This is a genomic window from Cryobacterium zongtaii (genome assembly GCF_002909375.1).
GTDB lineage: Bacteria > Actinomycetota > Actinomycetes > Actinomycetales > Microbacteriaceae > Cryobacterium > Cryobacterium zongtaii.
Window position 1 is genome coordinate 83252 of sequence record NZ_PPXD01000020.1, and the last position, 16339, is coordinate 99590.

A 16339-nucleotide genomic window follows, 5' to 3' on the forward strand; every position below is an offset into this window, starting at 1 on the left:
TTCAGTCGGCGAGGATCAGGTACAGCGCGCGGCGCACCTCATCGAGCTTCTCGGTGGCGGCGGCACGCTGGGTGTCGGTCGCCGAGGAGCGGAACTGGTGCACAACACCGAAGAGCTTGCCGACGCTCTCGTGGAAGGCGGCGTCGGAATCCGACTGCCCGGGGGTGGCCTCCCACGCCTTCTTGAGGTCGTCGGCGTGTTCGGCCAGGTAGGCCCGGCCGGCTTCAGTGAGCTCATAGTCCGTGCGGCGCTCGGTGCCGGTCGGTGAGATGAGCTCCTCGTCGACGAGCTGCTGGAGGGTCGGGTAGATGGAGCCTGGGCTGGGGCGCCAGGCGCCGCCGGTCTTCTCCTCGATGGCCCTGATGAGCCCGTAGCCGTTGGAGGGACCGTCGGCCAGCAGCGAGAGGATCGCGGAGCGGACGTCGCCCTTGTTGGCGCGACGTGAGCCACGGGGACCGCCGGGGCCGAAACCCGGGCCGAAACCGCCGAAGCCGGGCCCGCCGGGCCCGAATCCCCGGCCGAAACCACGACCGTGGCCCTGGGGCGAGTCGTGGTGGGCGCGGCTCATCCCCGGGCCGCAATCAGGGGCACCGAACTCGGGGCTGCCGGACTCCGGCTGGTGGTTGTGGTGAAAGCGCTTCATGATCGTTTTCGTCCTTTCGCGAGGTCGTGCTTCGCGGGTGTCGCGAGCACGCGTCGCGGAACTTCCACGACACTCAACGATATATCGCTGAGTGTCGCGGAATCAAGGAACTCAGCGGATCAACGGTCGCGCCTGTCGTCGCGCCGGTCATCCCGACGATCGCCGCGGCGGCGTACTCCGTGGGCGACGACGGCCGCCGTTCCCACTGTGGCTGCGGTGCGGGCCACGGGTGCCCCGATCACCCCTGGGCGACCGACCCGTCTGCGTGCGAGTGGCATGTCAGGCTCCTTCCGTGTCATCGGCTTCAATGGCGGCGAGCAGAGCCTGCACCGGAATGCGCCCGCTGGCCACCAGCTGACCGCCGGCGTGACGCACCGACGCGCCGAACGGGGCGGCCCAGAGGTTCTCCCAAACCAGGAGCGCCGCGGTGCTGCCTGGCTCAATGGCCTCGGCCGCGGAGATCACGTCCTCCTCGCTGAGGAGGGTGGCCAGTTCTGTTTCGAAGGCGCGGAGTTCACCGAGTTGGCCGTCCTCGAGATCCGAGAGTTCAGCGATTTCCAGTGCGCCGTCCGCGTCCTTCGTCAGGATCAGCAGGTCCAGGATCTTCACCAGGCCCCGGTCCACGAGCGACGTGATCTCCGGCGCAATCGACCCGTTGAAGGTGCTGCCCGGAAACTCCACGACGATCCAGTCCACCGGCCCGAGTTCATCGATGGTGTCAGTCATAACCCACTCCATTTCGCTTGGATGATGCGAACGATGAGCACAGCCGGGCAAGGAACCGGTGTGCGCCGTCGTCTCCGGCTGCCGGAGGTGTCAGTGTCCAGCCCTCCGGCAGCGCTCGCGTCACCCGCGATGGGTGAAGGTGGGTCAGAGGGTGGGCAGCACCTGCTCGCGCACCTTGCGGCGCAGCACCTTGCCGAGCATCGTGCGCGGGGTGTCGGTGATCTGCACGATCCGGCGGGGAATCTTGTATGCGGCCAGGTGCTCTCGGCAGTGGTCCTGCAGGGCCTTTTCGTCCAGCGTCGCGCCGGGTTCGAGCTCGACCGCGGCGACGACCATTTCACCGCCACGTTCCAGCGGCTTGCCGAACACGGCGGCATCCGTCACCGACGCGTGCAAGCGCAGTACAGTCTCTACCTCGGTGGGCGCCACGTTGAAGCCGCCGGTGATGATCAGGTCCTTGGCCCGGTCGACGATGGTGGAGAACCCGTCTTCGTCCACGGTCACGATGTCCCCGGTCCGCAGCCAGCCGTCCGGCGTCAGGGTCTTGGCGGTCTCCTCAGGGTTGTTCCAGTAGCCCTTGAACACCTGCGGACCCTTGAGCAGCAACTCTCCGGGCTGGCCCTGCTCCACCTCAACGGTCGGGTCATCGGGGTCGGTGACCTTCATCAGGGTCGAGGAGAACGGGATGCCGACGGTACCGGGGCGGCGGGTCGGGTGGAACGGGTTGCCCATCGCCACCGGCGATGCCTCGGTCATGCCGAAGCCCTCCACCAGCAGTCCGCCCGACACCGATTCCCACAGCTCCACGACATGGTCGGGCAGGTTCATCGCTCCCGAGATGCAGAAGCGGCAGGAGCGCAGCGAGATGCCACGTTCCTTCGCGGCGAGCGCGGTGCGCTCGTAGATCGGCGGCACCGCGCAGTACACAGTTGCGGGGGTCTTCTTCATGGTGTCGAGCACGGTCTTCGGATCGAACTTGGGGAACAACACGATCAGGGCCTGCTTGTGGATGCCGTAGGTCAGATACAACGTGAGGCCGAACGAGTGGAACATCGGCAGGATCGCGTAGAAGACCTCCTTGCGGTACTCGGCGCCGTGCATCCAGGCCTCGCCCTGCAGCGCGTTGCAGTGCAGGTTGTAGTGGGTCAGCATCGCACCCTTGGGGCGACCGGTGGTGCCGGAGGTGTACTGGATGGCCGCCAGGTCGTGCAGCGCCGGACGGGGGTGGGTCGGGTCGATGCGGCCGTGGCTGAACAGGTCCTTCCACGGGGTCGTACCGGCCGCCGAGCCCGTGAGAGCCGCCCGGGACTCGCGCAGACTCTTCACGGGAAGGTAGAGGGCCAGCCGTTTCACGGTGGGGAAAGCCTGCAGCAGGTTGACCGAGACGATGTGATCGATCTCGATGTCGGCCGGGAACGCGCGCACTGTCGGGGCGACCTTGTCCCAGGCGATCACGATGCGGGCCTGGTGGTCTTCGAATTGGTGCCGCAGCTCCGGTGACGTATAGAGCGGGTTGTGTTCCACGACCACGCCGCCCAGGCGCAGGACGGCGTAGAACGCCACGACGTGCTGCGGGCAGTTCGGCAGGATCAGCGCGACCCTGTCGCCGGCCCGCACCCCGAGCAGGCGCAGACCCTCGGCAGCCTTGTCGATCTGGGCGCCGAGTTCCGCGTAACTGGTGCGGCGTCCGAAGAACTCGAGCGCCGGATGGTCGCCGGCCTCCGCGACCGCGTGCTCGAGCATCTCCACGAGCGAGGTGGTGGGGTAATCGATCTCGGCGGGCACGCCCGGCTGATAGTGCTTAACCCAGGGCTGTTGCTCAGTAGTGGCCATGCAGACATCCTCCCGCGATCCGCTTCAGAGGTGTGGGCACAACACGGCCCAAGGCTGAGCACGTCCGTGCAGACCCGACAGATATTCCGGCGCCAGCGGTTGACCGCCGCCCTCACCCGGTGGCACGGTGTGAGCGAGCAGCGGCGCGGTCAGTGACAGCGGACCCGTCGAGACATCGAAGGAGACACCATGCCCACAGTCAGGTCGCGCGATGGCACCACGATCGCCTTCGACAGTCTCGGTACCGGGCCCGCCCTCATCCTGGTGGACGGCGCCACCTGCTACCGCGACGCCGGGCCGATGCGCCCTCTGGCCGCCCTGATGGCCGACAGCTTCACCGTGTACGTCTACGACCGACGCGGCCGCGGCGCCAGCGGCGACACCTTGCCGTTCTCGGTCGACCGGGAGATCGACGACATCGCCGCTTTGATCCGGTCGGCCGGCGGTCACGCGGCCCTCTTCGGCATGTCCAGTGGCGGCGCCCTGGCCCTCGCGACCGCCGCCCAGCTCGGTGCGGCGGTCAGCGAGCTGGCCGTCTACGAGGTGCCGGTGAGCATCGACCTGGACCCCGTCGTCACCACCTACTCCCGGAAGCTCGCCGCCGCGCTGGCCGCCGGGCGCCGCGGAGACGCCATGGCCCTCTTCCTGGCCCGGGTGGGCATGCCCGCCGAGCAGATCGAGGGGATGCGGCAGACGCCGATGTGGGCCGGGTTCGAGGCGATCGCCCCGACGCTCGCCTACGACGATGCTGTTCTCGGCGACGGCCTACTCCCCTACGACCGGATCGAAGCCGTCCAGGTCCCCGCGGTGGTGCTCAGCGGCGAATTCGCACCGGAGTTCATCCGCGAATCGGCCAGGGCCCTCGCCACCGCCCTGCCGAACGGCAGGCACGTGGAACTCCCCGGCCAATCCCACGACGTGGACATCGCCGTTCTCGCCGCCGCACTGCACGAGAGCCTGAACTCTCAAGCCAGGCGGACCGTCAATGAGCCCGACATGCCGTCGACGACATGATCACACGGCACGGATTTCTCGCTCCCGAACGGGGTGAGCACTTCGACCGGCTACCGTAGTACTATGACGCCTCCTGATTCAACTGCACCGACCGAGGCAGCCACTGCCCGCCCGACCATCACGTTCTCCGAGCTTGGGCTCAGTGACTCCGTACTCAAAGCCCTCAAAGACGTAGGCTACGAGACTCCGTCGGCCATCCAGGCTGCCACCATTCCCCCGCTCCTCGACGGCCGCGACGTCGTCGGACTCGCCCAGACCGGCACCGGCAAGACGGCCGCCTTCGCGTTGCCGATCCTCTCCCGCCTCGACATGTCCCAGAAGAGCCCGCAGGCCCTGGTGCTCGCCCCCACCCGCGAACTCGCCCTGCAGGTCTGTGAGGCCTTCGAGAAGTACGCCGCCCACATGAAGGGCGTGCACGTGCTGCCCGTCTACGGCGGACAGGGTTACGGCATCCAGCTGTCGGCGCTGCGCCGGGGCGTTCATGTTGTCGTCGGTACTCCCGGCCGCATCATGGACCACCTCGAAAAGGGCACCCTCGACCTCACCCAGCTCAAGTACCTGGTGCTCGACGAGGCCGACGAGATGCTCAAGATGGGCTTCGCCGAAGACGTCGAGACGATCCTCGCCGACACCCCGGACGACAAGCAGGTGGCCCTGTTCTCCGCCACCATGCCCGCGCAGATCCGTCGCATCTCCAAGCAGTACCTCAATGACCCCGAAGAGATCACGGTCAAGAACAAGACCACGACCTCGGTCAACACCACCCAGCGTTACCTGCTGGTCTCCTACCCGCAGAAGGTGGACGCGCTCACCCGCATCCTCGAGGTGGAGAACTTCGAGGGCATGATCGTCTTCACCCGCACCAAGAACGAGACCGAGACACTCGCCGAGAAGCTGCGTGCACGCGGCTACTCCGCCACCGCCATCAACGGCGACGTGCCCCAGGTGCAGCGTGAGCGCACCGTGGAGCAGCTCAAGAGCGGCAAGCTGGACATCCTCGTCGCCACGGATGTCGCCGCCCGCGGCCTCGACGTGGAGCGCATCAGCCACGTCATCAACTACGACATCCCGATCGACACCGAGTCGTACGTCCACCGCATCGGCCGCACCGGCCGCGCCGGCCGCAGCGGCGCCGCGATCAGCTTCGTCACCCCTCGTGAGCGTCACCTACTCAACGCCATCGAGCGGGCCACCCGCCAGCCGCTCACCCAGATGCAGCTGCCCAGCGTCGAAGACGTCAACGTCACCAGGCTCGCCCGGTTCGACGACGCGATCACCGCTGCGCTGGAGGAGACCGCTCGCATCGCCGCGTTCCGCGACATCGTGGGCCACTACGTGGAGCACCACGACGTGCCCGAGGCCGACGTCGCCGCCGCACTCGCCGTGGTCGCCCAGGGAGAGACCCCGCTGCTGCTCAACGCCGACGACGTGCGTGCTGCGGCGCGTTTCGACCGGGAGCGCACCGAGCACCGTGACCGCGACCGGCCCGCACGCAACGACCGTCGGGACGACCGGGGCAGCCGCGATGACCGCGGCAGCCGGGATGACCGCCCGCTGCGCAGCGAACGCCCCGAACGCCGCTCACGCGACAGCAGCCGGGCCATGGCCTCGTACCGCATCGAGGTTGGCAAGCGTCACAAGGTGGAACCACGCCAGATCGTCGGCGCTCTCGCCAACGAGGGTGGCCTGAGCCGGGAAGACTTCGGCGCGATCCAGATCCTGCCCGAGTACTCCTTGGTGGACCTGCCCGCCGACCTGACCAGCGATGTGCTGGGCCGCCTATCGGCGACCCGCATCAGCGGCAAGCTCATCGAGATCCACGCCGACAACGGCGCCTCGGCCGGCCGCAACGACCGGCCGCAGCAGGGCGACCGCTCCGAGCGCCCGCCGCGCCGCTACTAGGTCACACCAGCTCACACGGGCGGGGATTCTCCCGACACCCCTCATCCGCTCGCCGGATTGACGGTGTGTCGCGAGAATCCCCGCCTTTCGCCGTAGCCGCCCTATCATCAACCCATGACGAGGGCTGCGACGGATGGTGACGCCGGGCTGGCCGCACGGCTGCGGCAACATTTGGGCCCCAGGCATCCGGTGGCCGCCGTCGCCCAGGTCTCGCCCGGCGGAGTGGTGCTGGCGAGCGTGGGCGCCGGGCTCGACGCCGACTTCGAAATCGGCTCCATCTCGAAGGGCCTCACCGGTCTGCTCTACCGTCAGGCCTGTGAACTCGGCGAGATCGGCGCAGAGTCCACTCTGGGTGATCTGCTCCCACTGCCGCAGGGCCCGGCCGGGCCTCTCCGGCTCGCGGCCGTGAGCAGGCACGAGTCTGGACTACCCCGCCTGCCGCGCTCGGCGCAGCCGCTACGTCGCGCCCTGCGGTTCCTGCGCACCGGGGAGAACCCCTACGGCGAAGATCTCACCGAACTGCTGACACAGGCGCGCACCGTGCGGCTCTCCTCCACGCGCCGGCGCTACTCCAATTTCGGCTTCGAACTGCTTGGCCATGCCGTCGCCCGCAGCGCGGGCCTCGACTACGCAACCCTGCTGCGGGAGCGACTGACCGAGCCGCTGGGTCTCACGTCGATGTACGCACCCGCGACACCGGCCGAGCTGCGACCCAGCGCGCTGCAGGGCACAAGCCGGTCGGGCCGCCCGCGGCCGGCCTGGACTGGAGAGGCGGTGGCACCGGCCGGCGGCATCCGTTCGTCGATCACCGATCTCGCCCGGCTCACCCAGGCGTTGCTGGAGGGATCTGCGCCCGGGATCTCGGCTCTCGATCCGGTGGCGCCGATCGCCCGCCGTGGGGTGAACATCGGGGCGGCCTGGATCACCCTGTCGGTCAGGGGCCGATCGATCACCTGGCACGACGGCGCCACAGGCGGCTTCCGTTCCTGGCTCGGCCTGGACCGGGCCGCCGGCACGGGGGTGGTTGTGCTCACCGCCACCTCACGCTCGGTCGACCGCCACGGCTTCGCGCTGCTGACGGAGCTCACCGACGCGCACTCTTAGCGGGTTAGTGAGCAATGCTTTAGTCTGGAAGGTGCACGGGGAGCACCAAGCGAACCCCCTGTCATGGAGCCTTCCTTGAATATCACTCCCCTGACCTGGATCATCACCATCGGCGTGACGATCGCCTTCTTCGCCTACGAGTTCTTCGCGCACGTGCGGAAGCCGCACGAGCCCACGGTGGGCGAGTCCGCCCGCTGGTCGGCCTTCTACATCGGCCTTGCCCTGCTGTTCGGGGTCGGCATCGGCGTGGTGTCCGGATGGCGGTACGGCGGCGAGTACTTCGCGGGCTACCTCACCGAGAAGGCGCTGTCGATCGACAACCTCTTCGTGTTCCTCATCGTGATGGCCGCGTTCTCGGTGCCCAAGGCGTACCAGCAGAAGGTGCTGATGTTCGGCATCATCATCGCCCTGATCATGCGTGGCGGGTTCATCGCCGTGGGCGCGGCCCTGATCGAGAACTTCTCCTGGGTGTTCTATCTCTTCGGTGCGCTGCTGTTCGTGCTGGCATACATGCAGGTGCGCGGCCACGACAGCAATCCGGCCGACAACCTCTTTGTGCGGCTGGCCCGCCGGGTTCTGCCGGTCACCGAGGAGTACGACCGCGACAAGCTCACCACCAAGATCAACGGCAAACGCTACGTCACCCCGATGCTGCTCACCATCATCGCGATCGGCTTCATCGACCTGGTCTTCGCGATCGACTCGATCCCCGCGATCTACGGGCTCACCTCGGAGGCCTACATCGTCTTCACCGCCAACGCCTTCGCGCTGATGGGCCTGCGCCAACTGTTCTTCCTCATCGGCGGACTGCTCGAGCGCCTGGTCTACCTGTCCCAGGGCCTGGCCGTGATCCTCGCCTTCATCGGCCTCAAGCTCGTCTTCCACGCCCTGCACGTCAACGAGGTGCCGTTCATCAACGGCGGCGAGCCGGTGCTGTGGGTGCCCGAGATCCCGATCTGGTTCTCGCTGGTCTTCATCGCCGCCACGGTCACCGTCGCGACCGTCGCGAGCCTGGCCAAGACCCGAGGGGACGCCGCCAAGGCCGATCGTGGCCGGGTCGACGGCGAGCCGATCGCCAAGGCCGAGGACTCGCACTAGCCGAGCATGATCGCGTCGAGGTTGTCCACGCTCTCGCCGGTACTGCGTCGGCCTCGACGCACAGCCAGACCCGAAGATCATGCAGGCCACGAGCAGCATCGCCGCCCTGGCCCGGGAGCGCCTCACCGGGTCGACCCGGCCGGATCGAGGTATCCGAGCACGGTCACGCCGTCGGCGCGATAGATCGGCACCCGCCCATCAGCGCCCGAGGATTCGACAGCATCGGCGGTGGCGCCGAGGAGGACGAGCTTCGCCGCGCGAAGATCGCTGCGGAAGGCGTACCCGGTCTCGCCGTTTCTGCACCCCTTGTGGCCGAGCGCGCCCGCTCTAGCGGGCGCGGTGGGCCACACGTGGTGCACCGAGCACCACCTGGCGCCGAGGAGCAGCACCGAGCGCCCGGACACAAGCGCGCCGGTTACCGGCCGGGAAGTACGATCCGATCGTGATCCCACGGGTCGGCCCAGCCGAGTTCGTCGAACATGCGCGAGAGCACGATCGCGGTGAAACCCCAGACGAGCCGGTCACCCACGGTGAACGCCGGCGCCCGATAGACGGCGTCGCCCACGGTGTGCTCGGTGTTCGCCCGGTTGGCCGGGTCGAGCAGATCCGCCACGGGCACCCTGAAGACATCCACGGTTTCGGCATGGTCCATCGCGGCCACCTGGGAGGGTCGGGTCCACCAGGCCGGCACCGGGGTGACGAGATGGTTGCTCACCGGCACCGGCATTGCTGGCAGCGTGCCGAGGGGTTCGAGGCCGGCTGCGTCCAACCCGGTCTCCTCGACGGCTTCCCGCAGCGCCGCCGCGATCGGGCCCGCATCGGATGCTTCGAGCCGGCCGCCCGGGAAGGCGATCTGACCCGGGTGACTGCCCAGGGTGGAGGCACGGCGCAGCAACAGCACGTCGAGATCCCTCGGAACCCGGTCTGTGCCGGCGGGCGCCTGCGCCGGCACCGCATCCAGCACACCGAACAGCACGAGAACCGCGGCCCGGCGAGCGCTGCCCAGATCGGGGAGGTCGCGGCTTCGGCCGGTCCCCCAGTCCAGCCCGCGCTCGCAAAGCGCCGCGAGTTCGGCGCGCGGGTCGTTCGAGATGACGAGCATGCTTCCACCATACGCAGCCCGGTCGGCACCGGGGCTTCGGCCCTAACCCAGCAGGCCGAGGGTGACCGCGCGGCGCACGGCACCCATGCGGGAGGTCGCATCAAGCTTCGTGAAGATGTTGGACACATGCCGTTTCACGGTCCCCTCGGCCAGCGAGAGCTGCAACCCGACCTCCCGGTTCGAATAGGCCAGGGCCACCATGCGCAGCACCTCGAGCTCCCGCGACGTGAGGATCAGCGCTGCGGATTCGGTCGTGGGGTCAGCCACCGGACGCGCCGCCTGCACCGTCCTCACGACGGAGAGGAGATCACGTGACGCAACGGTCTTCTGGAGGTATCTGGCTGCCCCGGCCGCCTTCAGCTGTGCCTCGAGGATCCGGTCCGCATGCATTGTCAGGATAACGATGGCCGTGCCCGGGTGCATCCGGGTCACCCAGCGCACCGTCGTTTCGGCCGGCGCTCCGGGGATCTCCACGTCCAGCAGCAGCACATCGGGGCGCAGCGTCGCGACCAGCTCTGTCGCATCCGCACTCGTCGCTCCCTCTCCCACCACGTTGAGCGCCCCATCCCTGGCGAGGATGCTGTGCAGGCCCTCGCGGAACAAACCGTGGTCGTCGATGATGACGACGGTCCGTGGCGCGGTCACGCTCTTTCCTCGACGATGGGCAGGTCCAGGGTCACCACGGTTCCCGAGCCGACCGTGGTGACAATCACGAGCTCGGCGCCGATGGCCTCCGCTCGTTCGCGCGCGCCGATGAGCCCGAGAGCTCCCGGGCGCACGTTCGCCCGCACGAATCCGATGCCGTCGTCCCGCACGGAGACGGTCACCGACGTGGGCGTCCAGGCCAGGTCGATGCGAATGGAGGATGCCCTGGCATGGCGTCGAGCATTGTGCACGAGTTCCCGAACCACAATGAAGGCCTCCTCCTGCACACCCGTGGTCAGTCGTCGCGGGCTCCCGGCGTTGGAGACGATGACCGGCGCCACTCCGTCGGCGGCGTCGTCCGCGAAGTCGATGAGGGCCTCGTGCAGCTGTTTCGATCCCACCTGGTAGCGCAGTTCGGTCGCGATGGCCTGCGTTTCGTGCAACGCCAGCTGCAGGGCCTCCAGCGCGGCACGGATGTCCGCCGAACCGTCGTCGTCACGCTCGGTGTCCGCGAAGCCGGAAAGTTGCAGGCGCTGGTGGGCGACGGCGATGCCGTGGGCGACCCTGTCATGCAGGTCCCTGGAAATGCGAAGCCTCTCTTCGGTGTGGGCTCCGGACAGGCGCCCGAGGAGAACGTTGACATAGCTGGTGGCGGCGGGCACGACATTTTCCATGATGGCGTGGTGCAGGCTCAGCGCCACGGCGGCGGTCTCCCATCGGCCGGGCAACACCTCGGTGATGACCGTCAGCGACACGTCGAAGAGCACATTCGCGGCGGCAAGGCTCTCAGCCGGGTGAATGTGCTGGTCGGCCCGGCGTCGTCCGATGTCGGCGCCCGCGGTCGCGGTGATCACCGGCCCTCGGCCGGGCGAGCGGCCGGGCACGTCGGCGGCCGCCAGGCTGCTGAAAACGCGCACCAGAATGCCCTCGACCTGCACCATCAGTTCGTCGCCCACCGTGCGGTCCGAGACCAAGGGACTGGCCTGGCTGGAGAGCTTGGCCTTCAGCTCCTCGACCACCCGCATCAGGACGGTGCTGAATCCGGCGTCCGACGGTCCGGGTGGTTGTGTTGCAGCGGGCACAGTCGTCCATTTCGTTCGGTAGGTCCCCAGCCTCCCACGCGCCGCTACCGGCGCAGGAGCCAGTCGGCCCCTGCGCACACAACGCCCCCCGCGTTGCCCGGCAGTTCCCCCACTGTCGACGGTACGGCGCGGACGGGCCACCAACAATGTGTCGAAGGACACATACCCGGGATCGACGTTGATAGTGCCGCCATCGGGGGCAACTGTGGTGCAGAGCCACCCCCGCACCCCGGCACCCCGCACCTCGGCACCGTCGCCCAGACCCGGAGGTCACCCGCTCATGAGATTCCCACCGATCGCCGAATACGCGTTCCTCTCCGACTGCGAAGTAAGCACCCTGATCGCCCCGAACGGTGCCGTGGAGTGGTTGTGCCTGCCCCGGCCGGACAGCCCGAGCGTCTTCGGCGCGCTGCTCGACCGCACCGCCGGCCTGTTCAACTTCTCTCCCACCAACACCGCGGTGCCCGAACAAAGACGCTATCTTCCCGGCACGACGGTGCTGGAGACCACCTGGCACACACCCACCGGCTGGATGACGGTCAAGGACGTGTTGGTGATGGGTCCGCTGGCCGAGCACCGCCGCGAGGGCTTCCGTCGCTCCCCCGGAGACTCCATTGCCCAGCGCACCCTCTTGCGCATCGCCACCTGTTTCGACGGCCGTGTAGAACTCCAGGTGAACTGTTTCCCCCTGTTCGACTACGCCAGGCAGCAGGGCGTCTGGAATATCGACGGTCCTGGCTACACCAGGGCGAAGGTCGTCAACGGGGACATCTCGCTCGTCCTCAGCGGCAGTGTGCCCCTCGGGGTGGTCGGCGGACGGTGCACCGGACGCACCACCCTGGAGACGGGTGAATCCGCGTTCGTGGCCCTGAGCTGGGACGACACGGTTCCGCACGACCTCGCCGAGGCTAACCGCCAGCTTGAGCAGACCGAGAAGTATTGGCGCAACTGGATGAGCATGGCCACCTTCCCCGATCACCGGTTCCGCCCCTACATCGAGCGCAGCGCCCTGGCCCTCAAAGGCCTCAGCTACGCGCCGACCGGGGCGATCATGGCCGCCGCCACCACGTCGCTGCCCGAGACGCCGGGCGGTGAACGCAACTGGGACTGCCGGTACAGCTGGATCCGGGACACCGCTTTCATGCTGCGCGCGCTGCACGGCCTCGGCTTCAACGGAGAGGCCTATGACTACTTCGCGTTCATCATGGATGCCGTCGTGGCCGGCAAACCGAAGGGGCCGTGGGACCTGCAGATCATGTACGGCATCGGCGGCGAACTGGACCTCTCCGAGCAGACCCTCGATCACCTGTCCGGGTACCGCGGATCCCGGCCCGTGCGCATCGGCAACGGTGCCTTCAACCAGCACCAGCACGACGTCTGGGGCATGCTGCTCGACTCGGTCGAGGAACATCTGCGCGGCGGCGGCCAGATCGCACCCGTGGTCTGGGAGCGGTTGGCCGACCTGGTCGACACCGCCATCAGGCGAAGCGCCGAACCCGACCAGGGCATCTGGGAGATGCGCTGCGCACCGCAGCACTTCGTGGCGTCGAAGGTGATGTGCTGGGTCGCCGCCGACCGTGGGGCGCGCATCGCCGAGAGCCGCGGGGATGCCGGTCGCGTCGAGAAATGGCGCCTCGCCGCCAAACGGCTGAAGGCCGAGATCTGCGAACGCGGGGTGAGCGAACGCGGGGTGTTCACGCAGCACTACGACAGCACCGATCTGGATGCGTCGCTGCTGTTGCTGCCGATCATGGGGTTCCTGCCACCCGACGATGAACGCGTGCGCGCGACAGTGCTCGCGATCGCCGACGAACTCACCGAGAACGGGCTGGTGCTGCGCTACAGGGTCGCCAGCACCGACGACGGTCTCAGCGGTGATGAGGGCACCTTCAGCATCTGCTCGTTCTGGCTGGTGTCGGCGCTGGTGATGATCGGCGAGCACGACGCCGCGGAAGCGTTGTTCGAGAAGCTGCTCTCCTTTGCCGGACCGATGCTGCTCTACGCCGAAGAAATCGACGCCACCACCGGGCAACACCTGGGCAACTTCCCGCAGGCCTTCACCCACCTGTCCCTGATCGATGCCGCCACCCGGCTGATCAAGGCCGAGCGGCGGACGGACGAGGCGACGAACGGCCTCGGCTAGGAGCGATTCAGCGTGAGGGCTCGGCGTACCTCGTCGATCACCCCGGGCAAAGGGTGCACCAGGGCCTGTCCGATTCGGCGAAGCCGACCTACGCTTCGGTCATGGCCGATGACGGGACCGAGGCTGAGCTGATCGCTCTCGCCGCAGCGTGGGCGGAGGCCATAGTGGCCAACGACGCCGCCCGCATCGCCGCCTTCGTGACGGAGGATTGGGTGCTGGTCTCGGAGTCCGGTGTCTCCCCCGGGCACGAGTTCCTCGCCATGGTCGGGTCCGCGGAGCTGACCCATTCGGCCATGACGGCCGTCGGTGAAACCCGGGTCCGGGTCTGGGGCGACACCGCCGTGCTCACGGCCCGCATCACCAATACCGCGCACTACCGGGGCCGCCGGTTCGACGCCGACGAGTGGACCACCGATGTGTTCGTTCGCCGGGACGGCCGCTGGCGATGCGCGGTCAGCCACTACAGCCGCGCGGATGACCGGGCGCTCGGCCCGACCTCATCACTAAGGGGTGATGTCGCCGCCACCTCCGCCGGGCTACTTTCACCCGAGAGACCCAGGAGGCCCCCGTGACGAATCCCGACCGCCATGCCCGCTCGATGTTGCCAATTCCCGACCGCCCTGCACCCGGACTCACCACCTACGACGCGAAGGACCCTGACACGCAATACCCGCCGATCGAGCCCTTGCGGCCACCGGCGGGCGCACCGAACGTGCTCGTCATCCTGATCGACGATGCCGGTTATGGCGCGTCGAGCGTCTTCGGCGGCCCCTGCGCCACACCCAACGCCGAGAAACTCGCCGCGAACGGGCTCATCTACAACCGATTCCACACCACGGCACTGTGCGCACCCACCCGGCAGGCGCTGCTGACCGGACGCAACCACCACTCGGTGGGGATGGGCAGCATCACCGAGACGGCCACCTCGGCGCCGGGCAACAGCTCGTTGCGGCCGAACACCAAGGCGCCGCTGGCGATGACCCTCAAATTGAACGGTTACTCCACCGCCCAGTTCGGCAAGTGCCACGAGGTGCCCGTGTGGCAGTCCTCACCGATGGGCCCGTTCGATGCCTGGCCGTCGGCCGGTGGCGGATTCGAGACCTTCTACGGCTTCATCGGCGGTGAGAACAATCAGTGGGATCCCGCGCTCTACAACGGCACGACCCCGGTGGAACCTCCGGCGACCCCTGAGGAGGGTTACCACCTCACCGAAGACCTGGCCGATCACGCCAGCAACTGGATCCGTTCGCAGAAGGCCCTGATGCCCGACAAACCGTTCTTCGTGTACTTCGCGCCCGGCGCCACCCACGCGCCCCACCACGTGCCCAAGGAATGGGCGGACAAGTACGCCGGGAGATTCGCCGACGGCTGGGATGTGCAGCGCGAACGCACCTTCGCCAAGCAGAAGGAACTCGGAGTGATCCCCGCCGACGCGCTCCTCACCCCACGGCACGCCGAGATTCCCGCCTGGGACGACATGCCCGCCGAGCTCAAGCCCGCGCTTGAGCGGGAAATGGAGGTCTACGCCGGGTTCATGGAACACACCGATCACCACGTCGGCCGGGTGATCGATACCGTCGCCGAGCTCGGCATCCTCGACGACACCATCATCTACTACATCATCGGTGACAACGGAGCATCCGCGGAGGGCACGGTCAACGGGGCCTTCAACGAGATGGCGAACTTCAACGGGATGGCGGCGCTCGAGACGCCGGAATTCATGGCCGCCAAAATCGACGAGTTCGGCAGCCCAAGCTCCTACAACCACTATGCGGTGGGATGGGCGTGGGCGATGGACACCCCCTTCCAGTGGACCAAGCAGGTTGCCTCGCACTGGGGCGGCACCCGCAACGGCACGATCGTGCACTGGCCCACCGGGATCGCCGAGAAGGGCGGGCTGCGCGAGCAGTTCACCCACTGCATCGACATCGCCCCGACAATTCTCGAGGCCGCCGGCCTGCCCGAGCCGACGATGGTCAACGGCGTGCAGCAGTCACCCATGGAAGGTGTCAGCATGCTGTACACCTTCGACGAGCCGGCCGCCGCGGAACGTCACGACCTGCAGTACTTCGAGATGTTCGGCAACCGTGGCCTGTACTACAAGGGCTGGAGCGCGGTCACCAAGCACCGCACCCCCTGGATCATGATCGGCGGCGAGATTCCCGCCTTCGACGACGATGTCTGGGAGCTCTACGACGGCCACACCGATTACAGCCAGGCCCGGAACCTGGCCGCCGAGAATCCGGAGCTACTCGCCAAACTGCAGAGGCTCTGGCTGATCGAGGCCACCAAGTACAACGTGCTGCCGATCGACGACCGCGGCGTTGAACGGGCCACCCCGGAGGTGGCCGGCCGGCCGACCCTGATCAGGGGGAACAGCCAACTCCTGTTCGCCGGCATGGGCCGGTTGTCGGAGAACAGCGTGGTCAGCATCAAGAACAAGTCGTTCTCGGTGACGGCCGAACTGGTCATAGCCGAGGGCGGGGCGGATGGCGTGATCATCGCCCAGGGCGGCCGGTTCGGGGGTTGGAGCCTCTACGCCCAGGCCGGCCGGGCCACGTTCGTGTACAACGTCCTCGGCATCCAGGAGTTCAAGACCGAGGCCGAGCTGCCGATCCCCGCGGGACAGTGCCAGGTGCGGATGGAGTTCGCCTACGACGGCGGTGGGCTCGGCAAGGGCGGCGACGTGACGCTCTACTACGACGGCAAGCCCGTGGGCACCGGCCGGGTGGGCGCCACCCAGGCGATGATCTTCTCCGCCGACGAGACCACCGATGTGGGCTACGAATCCGGCACCCCCGTCACGGCCGACTACACCACAGCGAGCAGCCGGTTCAGCGGTCGGATCAACTGGGTGCAGATCGACCTGGGCGACGACAACAACGACCACTTCATCGACCCGGAGGAGCGGTTCCGCATCATCATGGCCCGGCAGTGAACGGGCCGCCGCGGCGGGGAACGCCGCCTCGACCTTCCAGCAGGTCGTCACCGCACCTGCTGTGGTCTACCGCGCCCGCTATAGCGGGCGCGGCGCGCCGTGAGGGGTG

The 16339-nt window shown here is 67.9% G+C and carries 15 protein-coding genes; 7 read left to right on the plus strand and 8 right to left on the minus strand.

Annotation, left to right across the window (positions count from 1 at the left end; genetic code table 11):
* Position 1: 1 nt before the first annotated feature.
* From C3B61_RS12720 to C3B61_RS12730, 4 genes are all read right to left on the minus strand, one after another.
* Positions 2-643: a PadR family transcriptional regulator gene (locus C3B61_RS12720; protein WP_103461039.1), complete on the minus strand. Its 642-nt coding sequence runs from the start codon at positions 641-643 to the stop codon at positions 2-4.
* A gap of 119 nt (positions 644-762) precedes the next feature.
* The gene (locus tag C3B61_RS19725; protein WP_165787908.1) at positions 763-921 is read right to left on the minus strand and encodes a hypothetical protein; all 159 of its coding nucleotides are present in this window, start codon (positions 919-921) and stop codon (positions 763-765) included.
* A 1-nt stretch (position 922) separates the two neighbouring features.
* Positions 923-1369: a DUF6325 family protein gene (locus tag C3B61_RS12725; RefSeq protein ID WP_088455864.1), complete on the minus strand. Its 447-nt coding sequence runs from the start codon at positions 1367-1369 to the stop codon at positions 923-925.
* Positions 1370-1513: 144 nt separating this feature from the next.
* Positions 1514-3202 (minus strand): long-chain-fatty-acid--CoA ligase, encoded by a 1689-nt coding sequence (locus tag C3B61_RS12730; RefSeq protein WP_103461040.1) that lies wholly within the window; start codon positions 3200-3202, stop codon positions 1514-1516.
* A gap of 189 nt (positions 3203-3391) precedes the next feature.
* Here C3B61_RS12730 and C3B61_RS12735 point away from each other — a divergent pair, with 189 nt between their 5' ends.
* From C3B61_RS12735 to C3B61_RS12750, 4 genes are all read left to right on the plus strand, one after another.
* Complete coding sequence (locus C3B61_RS12735) at positions 3392-4216, plus strand: alpha/beta fold hydrolase (protein ID WP_103461041.1); 825 nt, start codon at positions 3392-3394, stop codon at positions 4214-4216.
* A 63-nt stretch (positions 4217-4279) separates the two neighbouring features.
* Positions 4280-6118: a DEAD/DEAH box helicase gene (locus tag C3B61_RS12740; protein ID WP_088455861.1), complete on the plus strand. Its 1839-nt coding sequence runs from the start codon at positions 4280-4282 to the stop codon at positions 6116-6118.
* Between the two features lie 114 nt (positions 6119-6232).
* Positions 6233-7222, plus strand: coding sequence for a serine hydrolase domain-containing protein (locus C3B61_RS12745; RefSeq protein ID WP_103461042.1), 990 nt, complete (start codon positions 6233-6235; stop codon positions 7220-7222).
* Positions 7223-7297: 75 nt separating this feature from the next.
* Entirely contained in the window at positions 7298-8320 is a 1023-nt protein-coding gene (locus C3B61_RS12750; RefSeq protein ID WP_103461141.1) for a TerC family protein, read from the plus strand.
* 122 nt (positions 8321-8442) lie between these two features.
* Here the strand turns inward: C3B61_RS12750 and C3B61_RS12755 are convergent, their stop codons facing one another.
* The 4 genes from C3B61_RS12755 to C3B61_RS12770 form a co-directional block, all read right to left on the minus strand.
* The gene (locus C3B61_RS12755; RefSeq protein ID WP_133159747.1) at positions 8443-8670 is read right to left on the minus strand and encodes a hypothetical protein; all 228 of its coding nucleotides are present in this window, start codon (positions 8668-8670) and stop codon (positions 8443-8445) included.
* Between the two features lie 65 nt (positions 8671-8735).
* Entirely contained in the window at positions 8736-9422 is a 687-nt protein-coding gene (locus C3B61_RS12760) for an NUDIX hydrolase (RefSeq protein ID WP_088455858.1), read from the minus strand.
* Between the two features lie 42 nt (positions 9423-9464).
* Positions 9465-10067 carry a response regulator transcription factor gene (locus C3B61_RS12765; protein ID WP_103461044.1) on the minus strand — a complete coding sequence of 201 codons (603 nt, stop codon included), beginning with the start codon at positions 10065-10067 and terminating at the stop codon, positions 9465-9467.
* The gene (locus C3B61_RS12770) at positions 10064-11149 is read right to left on the minus strand and encodes a sensor histidine kinase (RefSeq protein WP_133160294.1); all 1086 of its coding nucleotides are present in this window, start codon (positions 11147-11149) and stop codon (positions 10064-10066) included. The genes C3B61_RS12765 and C3B61_RS12770 overlap by 4 nt, the downstream gene beginning before the upstream one ends.
* A gap of 280 nt (positions 11150-11429) precedes the next feature.
* Here C3B61_RS12770 and C3B61_RS12775 point away from each other — a divergent pair, with 280 nt between their 5' ends.
* The 3 genes from C3B61_RS12775 (at position 11430) to C3B61_RS12785 (ending at position 16230) form a co-directional block, all read left to right on the plus strand.
* Positions 11430-13292: a glycoside hydrolase family 15 protein gene (locus C3B61_RS12775; RefSeq protein ID WP_103461046.1), complete on the plus strand. Its 1863-nt coding sequence runs from the start codon at positions 11430-11432 to the stop codon at positions 13290-13292.
* Positions 13293-13393: 101 nt separating this feature from the next.
* Positions 13394-13864 (plus strand): nuclear transport factor 2 family protein, encoded by a 471-nt coding sequence (locus C3B61_RS12780; protein ID WP_103461142.1) that lies wholly within the window; start codon positions 13394-13396, stop codon positions 13862-13864.
* Between the two features lie 26 nt (positions 13865-13890).
* On the plus strand, positions 13891-16230 hold the full coding sequence (locus C3B61_RS12785; protein ID WP_103461143.1) for an arylsulfatase: 2340 nt from the start codon (positions 13891-13893) through the stop codon (positions 16228-16230).
* Positions 16231-16339: the final 109 nt, after the last annotated feature.

Excerpts from the sequence above, each read along its gene's own strand:
- C3B61_RS12740 (WP_088455861.1), top strand. The coding sequence starts at position 4,280 with ATGACGCCTCCTGATTCAACTGCACCGACCGAGGCAGCCACTGCCCGC.
- C3B61_RS12725 (WP_088455864.1), bottom strand. The coding sequence starts at position 1,369 with ATGACTGACACCATCGATGAACTCGGGCCGGTGGACTGGATCGTCGTG.
- C3B61_RS12760 (WP_088455858.1), bottom strand. The coding sequence starts at position 9,422 with ATGCTCGTCATCTCGAACGACCCGCGCGCCGAACTCGCGGCGCTTTGC.
- C3B61_RS12780 (WP_103461142.1), top strand. The coding sequence starts at position 13,394 with ATGGCCGATGACGGGACCGAGGCTGAGCTGATCGCTCTCGCCGCAGCG.
- C3B61_RS12730 (WP_103461040.1), bottom strand. The coding sequence starts at position 3,202 with ATGGCCACTACTGAGCAACAGCCCTGGGTTAAGCACTATCAGCCGGGC.
- C3B61_RS12775 (WP_103461046.1), top strand. The coding sequence starts at position 11,430 with ATGAGATTCCCACCGATCGCCGAATACGCGTTCCTCTCCGACTGCGAA.
- C3B61_RS12785 (WP_103461143.1), top strand. The coding sequence starts at position 13,891 with ATGTTGCCAATTCCCGACCGCCCTGCACCCGGACTCACCACCTACGAC.
- C3B61_RS12735 (WP_103461041.1), top strand. The coding sequence starts at position 3,392 with ATGCCCACAGTCAGGTCGCGCGATGGCACCACGATCGCCTTCGACAGT.
- C3B61_RS12745 (WP_103461042.1), top strand. The coding sequence starts at position 6,233 with ATGACGAGGGCTGCGACGGATGGTGACGCCGGGCTGGCCGCACGGCTG.
- C3B61_RS19725 (WP_165787908.1), bottom strand. The coding sequence starts at position 921 with ATGCCACTCGCACGCAGACGGGTCGGTCGCCCAGGGGTGATCGGGGCA.
- C3B61_RS12720 (WP_103461039.1), bottom strand. The coding sequence starts at position 643 with ATGAAGCGCTTTCACCACAACCACCAGCCGGAGTCCGGCAGCCCCGAG.